General features: G+C 62.3%; 6 protein-coding genes, 1 tRNA gene and 1 pseudogene. 4 read left to right on the top strand and 4 right to left on the bottom strand.

The features are described from left to right. Window positions 1-23: 23 nt before the first annotated feature. Both pyp and ACN0Q0_RS17185 read right to left on the bottom strand, forming a co-directional pair. Entirely contained in the window at window positions 24-398 is a 375-nt protein-coding gene (gene pyp / locus ACN0Q0_RS17190) for a photoactive yellow protein (protein ID WP_095880866.1), read from the bottom strand. An 18-nt stretch (window positions 399-416) separates the two neighbouring features. After that, window positions 417-851, bottom strand: coding sequence for a hypothetical protein (locus ACN0Q0_RS17185; RefSeq protein ID WP_108965939.1), 435 nt, complete (start codon window positions 849-851; stop codon window positions 417-419). A 214-nt stretch (window positions 852-1,065) separates the two neighbouring features. Here ACN0Q0_RS17185 and ACN0Q0_RS17180 point away from each other — a divergent pair, with 214 nt between their 5' ends. The 3 genes and pseudogenes from ACN0Q0_RS17180 to ACN0Q0_RS17170 all read left to right on the top strand — a co-directional run bounded on the left by ACN0Q0_RS17180 (window position 1,066) and on the right by ACN0Q0_RS17170 (window position 3,546). Then, the gene (locus ACN0Q0_RS17180) at window positions 1,066-1,551 is read left to right on the top strand and encodes a hypothetical protein (protein ID WP_417244440.1); all 486 of its coding nucleotides are present in this window, start codon (window positions 1,066-1,068) and stop codon (window positions 1,549-1,551) included. Then, window positions 1,548-2,279, top strand: coding sequence for a hypothetical protein (locus ACN0Q0_RS17175; RefSeq protein ID WP_343502471.1), 732 nt, complete (start codon window positions 1,548-1,550; stop codon window positions 2,277-2,279). Before ACN0Q0_RS17180 ends, ACN0Q0_RS17175 begins: the two co-directional genes overlap by 4 nt. Window positions 2,280-2,481: 202 nt before the next feature. Beyond that, window positions 2,482-3,546, top strand: a pseudogene (locus ACN0Q0_RS17170) (IS5 family transposase). 294 nt (window positions 3,547-3,840) lie between these two features. Here the strand turns inward: ACN0Q0_RS17170 and ACN0Q0_RS17165 are convergent. After that, a complete protein-coding gene (locus tag ACN0Q0_RS17165) occupies window positions 3,841-4,851 on the bottom strand; it encodes a carbon-nitrogen hydrolase family protein (protein ID WP_417244439.1) in 1,011 nt (336 codons plus the stop codon). A 155-nt stretch (window positions 4,852-5,006) separates the two neighbouring features. On the opposite strand from ACN0Q0_RS17165, the gene ACN0Q0_RS17160 reads away from it, so the two are divergent. After that, entirely contained in the window at window positions 5,007-5,963 is a 957-nt protein-coding gene (locus tag ACN0Q0_RS17160; protein WP_343502469.1) for a helix-turn-helix domain-containing protein, read from the top strand. Window positions 5,964-6,745: 782 nt separating this feature from the next. On the opposite strand, the gene ACN0Q0_RS17155 is transcribed toward ACN0Q0_RS17160, so the two are convergent. Continuing rightward, a tRNA-Asn gene (locus tag ACN0Q0_RS17155) sits at window positions 6,746-6,820 on the bottom strand. Window position 6,821: the final 1 nt, after the last annotated feature.

The raw sequence follows: 6,821 nt of genomic DNA, 5'->3' as shown, positions 1-6,821 counted from the left end.
GGCCACCATGCTCGCCCCCGTGCTCAGACCCTTTTGACGAAGAGCCAGCAGGACTGTCCGTCCGGCTGCGACTTCATGTGGATCTTCACGTTCACGTCCGTGCCCTTGTAGGCGAACTTATAGTCGAACATGACGTTCACCTGACCGCTGCGATGGAACTTGATGAACTCCCCGTGGAACCGCTTGCCCTTGGCGCAAGGGGCGATCTGGTTGAAGAAATCCATCCCGATCACCTCGGCGGGAACCCGGTTGGAGATCAGGCCTTCGGCCTTGTTGTACTTGATGATCTTGCCCATGCGATCAAGCAGGACGGCGCCGAAGGGAAGGTATTCGGCCCGCTGGGGCTCGCGGCTCAGGATGTTGTCGATGTCCTGGCTGCCAAAGGGAATGATTTCCATGTATCGATCCTCGCTCGTTCACGCCGCTCCGTCGGAGCTCTTGTCCACGCCGTCCTCGTCGTCGAGAAAGCTGTCGTTGCGGGTCAGGGACATGTCATGCAGCCGGCGCATCGTGTGACCGTCGAACTCGGTCAGCTTCTCGCGCCCCTCCTGGTCCGCCCAGCGATAATCCATCGTGCCCATGGTCACGACGCATTGCGGAAGCACCTCGTAGCGGAACTTCATGTCGACTTTATGCGCGTCTATATCGATCTCGCTCGCCTCGCCGAATTCCACCAGGGCAGTCAATTCCTCCATCCGGCTGTCGGCTTCGAGTTTCGTGTTGTCACGAATGATCTCGGCTGCGGCGGCGAGAACCCACTCGGGATAATTTCCGCGGACGACAAGGCCGAACTGATCTGAGTGGAATTCGAAGCGACCTCCGCTTTCCTTCAGGTATCCAATCGTTTCCATACTCGGAACGCTCCTTTCAGCCGCTTAGAAGACTGCTCTATCGTGAACTTTTCCGTGGCTTCGGAGTAAACGACGCGTGCAGGATTTCCAAACGAACAATCCTTAAGTGGTTTCCCTTTCATTGCTAGAATCGCCAAAGTTTTTTTCTTCACTTTCGGTTAGCGTATTTCCCTCAGGCTCGCCGCGGCATGTCATTGAAAGGAGGTGACGCGGAATGACCTCGGCCAAGGCCCTGACCGCACCCGAGGCGTGCCCCGACCCTGCCAGGTTGCCCGATGCTGGTGATCCGCGGCGCGTGATCCTGCCTCGGGCCGGTCGCAAGCCGCTGAATTTCATGGGGCGCAAAGCCAGCCGCACGGTCTGGTGCACCGGAGCAGAGGCAGGGGCAGGGGCTCCGCCGGACGAGCTGGCGCTCTGGGCGCGCACCGATGGGCGGCTGGCGATATCGCTGCGGCTTGATGGGAAAGACGACGCGGCCGTTGTTGCCGATCTCGGCGCGGCCCTTGACTGGATTGAGGCGGCGTGCCGGCCGCAACGCCGCGATGCAACTCATCCCCAAGATGCCCGGGCGCTGCTCGAGCAGCTTGAAACCTGGCTGTGCGAGGCGGGTCGGGCCGAGCGGTTGCGCCGCCTTGCCGGTTTGGCGCTGCCGCAGTGGATCGGCCTTCGAGATGGGATCGGGCGAAAGGAGCGCGCATGAGCGATCACGAAACCTACGCGGACTGGGTGCGCTCCGTCCGTGCCGAAGCAAGGCGCAGTCTGCGGTCGCTGCGCCAAGACCGGCTCGCGCGGCGCAGTTCTCCAGGGCGCGCTGCAGTGGCCCGGTCTCCGCAGGGAGCCCTTCCAGAGGAGCTTTCGATTTTGGTCTCCCGTCAGACGGCTGACATGGTGCGCTCAGAGGCGGGCGACCCGCTGTCCGCTGACGCATCGCAGGCGCCTAAGGCCGCCGATGTGACAGGGGATGGGGCAGGGGCCGAGCCCATGCAGCACCAGGGCGAGACCAGTGAGGCGCGACCGACCGGGGGAGACGCGGATCCGCAGCAACTTCCCGGCGATGCGGAGTCGGCGGGCGAACAGGCTGATCACGAAGCCCCGCAAGCCCCGGCCATGGCGCCGACGTCGCCAGAGACTCCCTGCGCGGATGTGTCCAGCGAGACAGCCGAAGCGTCGGACAGCACGCTGTGCTGGACGGAGGCGGAGCTGCGTGCCAGCTCATTGAATCGCCTCCCCGGCGCCGGGATTGGGCTCGTATGGCTGCTTCATGCGAATGGGATCGGCTCGCTTGAGCAGCTGACCACAGCCGACGCCGTCACGCTGACGCAGGGATTGGGTCTGGTGGGGCAACTCGTCGACGTTCAGGACTGGATCGATTTCGCGAAGAGCGAGCTCGGCGGGCCCGACAGCCAAACTCCGCTCGCGCCCCTGTAACGCCCAATCGGCTCGGGGAGCCTCTGCGACCCGTCGGCTATTGACTGCCCTTAGATCGAAGCCTCGCGCCGTGACAGCGATCATCGCCGGGCCATCGCGGCAGGAGCCTTATCCTTCGCCGCATTGGAACCCGCGTGGAGGCTCTATTGCACAAATCCCGTGAGAGATTTGTATCGTGAATACAGCGTTTTAGCTGGGCTGCATGAGCAGACCGACACCCTCGACCTAGAAGGCCGGAACTGGCCGAGCTACAACGAAGCGTTAAAGCGCCGCGGCTCTTTGACGATCTGGTTTGACCCCGGCATGACCTCGGAAGCCGCGCCGACCGGCAAGCGCGGACGGCATCCCCCTATGGTGATGCCTCTATCCAGACCTGCCCGATGATGAAGGTGCTGTTCGGCATGGCGCTTCGACAGACAAAAGGGTTCGGCGAGAGTCGGCAGCGACTGATCGGCTTGGACTGGGCCGTGCCAGACTTCAGCACGTTGTCGCGGCGCCAGAAGACCCTGAAGGTCAACATTCCCTATTCTGGATCGAACGGCCCGCTGCACCTGCTGATCCCCTCTCGGGACATTGCTTTGCAATGCCCTGCCGGGCGGTGGACGGCACCGGCATCAAGGTCGAGGGTGACGGCGAGTGGAACGCCCGCAAGCATGGCGGTTCCAAGCGGCGCGTCTGGCGGAAGATCCACATCGGGATCGACGAGCAAACGCTGGAAATCCGGGCGGCGGAGTTCACCTCCAGCGAGATCGGCGAGGCCCCGATGGTACCCGAACTGCTTGACCAGATACCGCCGGTGCAGGAGATCGCCAGCGTCACTGCCGACGGGGCTTTCTATACCCGCAAGTGTCAGGACGCCATCGCCGCCCGTGGAGCTGCCGCGATCATCCCACACCGCAACAACGCCAAACCATGCAAGCCTGACACCGCAGGAGCCATCGCTCGGAACGAAATCCTGCGGACAACGACGCGTGTTGGCCGGTCGATCTGGCGACGATGGAGCGGCTATCACCGCCGAAGCCGCGCCGAGATCAAGATGCACTGCATCAAGCTCTTGCGGCAACTCCTGTCCGCCCGAGACTTCGACCGTCAGGTCGCGGAGTGTCGTTGCGAAAGGCTCCGAGACGACACTGGCCTCGCTCTGCGCGTCGGCCTGTTTTGCCTGCCCGGCTGCGACATTCTTCGCTGTCACCTGCCAGCCGAAATGGGCCGATCATGGGTGCGTCGCCAACTTCACGACGTGCCATCGATAACCTTGCCCATATAGTCGTGGAAGGTGATCTCGCCACCTTCAGCTTCGGTCCGGCCCTTGTCCCGATGGGGCAGGACGTCTTGCAGCATGTCGATGCGTTTCTACGGCGGGAAAGGCTGCTGGCCCGCAGCATCCGGCACATAGGGGCTTTCGGAAACGCGGACGTGTTTAGGGATGTAGCGCGCGGAAGTAAGGAAGCCGCCGGGCACTTCAACCCGCACCCCGAGGTTGGCACCGGGGAAGGCAGCCAGAAGCTCGGGGTCTTCGCTCAGGATTGCGGCGCCCGACCGAAGCCGGGCGCCAGACCGACTACTCGGCCAGCGCGTCGTCGGTTTCGCTGTCGGCCGTCTCGACCGGCTGTGCGTATTCGTTGTTAAAGGCCATGACGACAGGAGCGGGCTTGTTGTTGACCATCAGCCGGAACACGTCCGGGCGCGAATAATGCCCACAGGGATCGGCGGCGGCCTTGCCGATGGCGATCATGTTGAGGTCGATGTCGGCGATCACCAGACCCTCTTCGTCCGGGGCGAGGTTTTCGCCCATGGCCGAGCCGTCGGGGGCAAAGATGCGGGCATAGCCGCCCCCCTTTTTCAGCAGCTGCTGCTTCACCGGCGTGTCGCAGAGCGCCTCGATCATCTGGTCCGAGACGGTGGCGCAGGGGGCGATGACAAAGCACTGACCCTCGACCGCGTACATGCGGCTGGCGGATGTGTTCACCTCCGGCCCGAGCGCATAGGCCCCGCCCTCGTAGACCGAGAAGCTTGGCCAGGCGCCGATATGAATCTGCTCGTTCTGCGCGAACATGGCGTATTTGTTCAGCGGATGCAGGTGTTCCCAGCAACACAGCGCGCCGACGCGGCCAATGTCGGTGTCATAAACCTTCATGTCGCTGCCATCGCCTTCGCCATAGACCGTGCGCTCGACATGGGTTGCTTTCAGCTTCCGCCGGCGGGAAATGACCTGCCCGTCGGGGCCGTAGTGCCACTGCGCGATGTAGAGCGTGCCGTTGCGGTTCCACGACAGGCCCATGACCACGTGGATCTTGTTCGCCCGGGCGGCTTCGGCCAGCCGTTTGTCCTGCGGGCTGCCCTCGGTGATAGAATTCGCCGCATATACCGGCACATTGTGCATAGTCATCGCCGGAGCGTCGAGCCAGATATACCACGGATAGCCCGGCAGGTAGGTTTCCGGAAAGGCGATCAGTTTGACGCCTAGGGCGGCAGCCTCTTCGATCAGGCCGATGGCTTTGTCGATACTGGCATCGAGGTTCATGAAGATGGGGGCGGCCTGAACGGCAGCGACTTTGGTGGGTCCGGTCATGGTGCTATCTCTCTGTTGGCGTCGTGTTGTTATGAAGAGAGGATAGACACGTCTCGTATCGCCGCGCGTGTCCGCCTGGGCGGAAGGTGGTGTATTTTTGAGCGGAGGGGAGAGGTCTTTTTTGGGTTTCGTGAGCCCTCTGTTAAGATCCCGTTATGGAAAAGCGATTCACGACGCAGGATGCTTGCCCCACGGATCGGTTCGCCTATTGGCGCGAGGCGGTCTGCGATAGCTATGTCGAACTCGATTGCGCCACGGCGACACCTCGGTCCTTTCACGGTCAGATCGACCTCAAGCGGCGCGCGCATCTCTCCACATCCTACGTGAAGGGCAGCAACCAGACCGTGACCCGGAGCCAGACCCATGTATCCCGAAGCGGCGAAGAGACCTTTCTCGTCAGCTTGCAGCTGCAGAAGACGGGGTTCGTGGAACAGGCTGGGCGACTGGCTCGGCTCGAGCCGGGCAATTTTGCGCTCTATTGCAGTTCCAGCAGCTACCGGCTGACGCTGCCAGACGATTTCTCGCAGGTCGTCCTTCAGTTTCCGAAGGCGGATTTCCTTGACCGCCTGCCCTGTGCTGAAGCGCTGACCGCGATCAAGGCCCCGACGCTCAGCGGGTTCGGCAAGCTGGCCGCAGAGATCCTGCCCCGATTGGTGGCATCACTGGACGAGACGCCGGACTGTGCGCAGGCGCAAAGCCAGAATGCGATCATGGACCTCCTCGTAGCGGTATTTGCCACGATGCAGCCTGCGGTTGTCGACCTCCATTCTTACGATCAACTGATCCTGTTGCGGGCGCGTGCCTTCATCTCTCAGCACCTGGGCAACCCGGATCTGGACCGGACGGCGGTCGCAGGGGAAACGGGGCTTTCGGTGCGCCGGCTTAACGAGTTGTTCCAAATCGAGGGCAGTTCCATTTCCCGCGAGATCGCAACAGCTCGGCTGAATAGGATCGCGGCAGATCTCGCCAACAGTCAGCTGTCCCATCGCTCGATCAGTGAGATCGCCTATCACCGTGGAATCGTGAACTTTCAGAGCTTTTCGCGCATGTTCCGCAAACGCTTCGGCCAGACCCCGTCAGACTTCCGGTCGGAGCTCGCTTCACGGTCCTGACGCCAGTTGGGGGCCGTTTGTCCGAGACCATGATATGTGCCCTGTTGATGCGATCCATATGGTCTGTGTCGCACGGAAGATCTCTTGCCGCTGGCAGAAGCGGCTTGGAGGGATGCGACCGGCCAGCTGAATGAACGAGAATGTCTTTGGACGGACACAAGTGATTGAGAACGGCTGGCTGACTCATCAGCGGTCGGGCGGTCGCGAGGACGAAATGGCTTTGATCAGGCATCTGCCAATCTTGGTGCAAAGGCCCGGATCGGGTTCAGTGCAGGGGGGTGGTCGCAGCGGAAGATCGCGTCGCGGAGCGACACGCGTGAGGCCGCCTCCCGTTTGTGGCGGCCTCCGCCGGGGCGCGCAGGCGATCGCATAAATCAATTTCGATCCGCGCATAGGTCACCAGGATATTGGTCGTGACGTCGGGCGACGCGTCCGGCTCCGCGTTGAAGCATAACCCGCTAATGGCGGTCAGGCGCCGGGCCCGTTCTGCGGTTTCGCGGGGAACGTGAGTGCGCAAGGGAAAGCAGAAAAAATCCGGTTCGAACCGGCTTCGGGCGCGGGCAGGGACGCGCCGACGCCAGTAGAATCCGGTGGCGCGGTGTTCGAGATGGGGTTGGGCAGTTGCCAACTCTGGGCCTCCTGAGGTGGAGGTGCCGCGCAGGCTCCGGGAGGCTTGTGCAAACGCTTGTGCAGCGCATTGTGCAAAGCGAAACGCAAAACCCCCAGGCCTCTGCCGAGACCCGGGGGTTTTCTGCCGAAACTTCAAGCTCTTGCGAGAAGTTTGGCTCCGGCGGTAGGGATCGAACCTACGACCAATTGATTAACAGTCAACTGCTCTACCGCTGAGCTACGCCGGAA

Source organism: Celeribacter sp. (assembly GCF_048259695.1).
Taxonomy (GTDB): Bacteria; Pseudomonadota; Alphaproteobacteria; order Rhodobacterales; family Rhodobacteraceae; genus Celeribacter.
The sequence above is the reverse complement of the archived record's forward strand: the minus strand, read 5'-3'. Positions and strand labels throughout refer to the sequence as shown.

Coding starts and splice junctions, on each gene's coding strand:
- pyp (WP_095880866.1), bottom strand. CDS start 398: ATGGAAATCATTCCCTTTGGCAGCCAGGACATCGACAACATCCTGAGC.
- ACN0Q0_RS17185 (WP_108965939.1), bottom strand. CDS start 851: ATGGAAACGATTGGATACCTGAAGGAAAGCGGAGGTCGCTTCGAATTC.
- ACN0Q0_RS17180 (WP_417244440.1), top strand. CDS start 1,066: ATGACCTCGGCCAAGGCCCTGACCGCACCCGAGGCGTGCCCCGACCCT.
- ACN0Q0_RS17175 (WP_343502471.1), top strand. CDS start 1,548: ATGAGCGATCACGAAACCTACGCGGACTGGGTGCGCTCCGTCCGTGCC.
- ACN0Q0_RS17165 (WP_417244439.1), bottom strand. CDS start 4,851: ATGACCGGACCCACCAAAGTCGCTGCCGTTCAGGCCGCCCCCATCTTC.
- ACN0Q0_RS17160 (WP_343502469.1), top strand. CDS start 5,007: ATGGAAAAGCGATTCACGACGCAGGATGCTTGCCCCACGGATCGGTTC.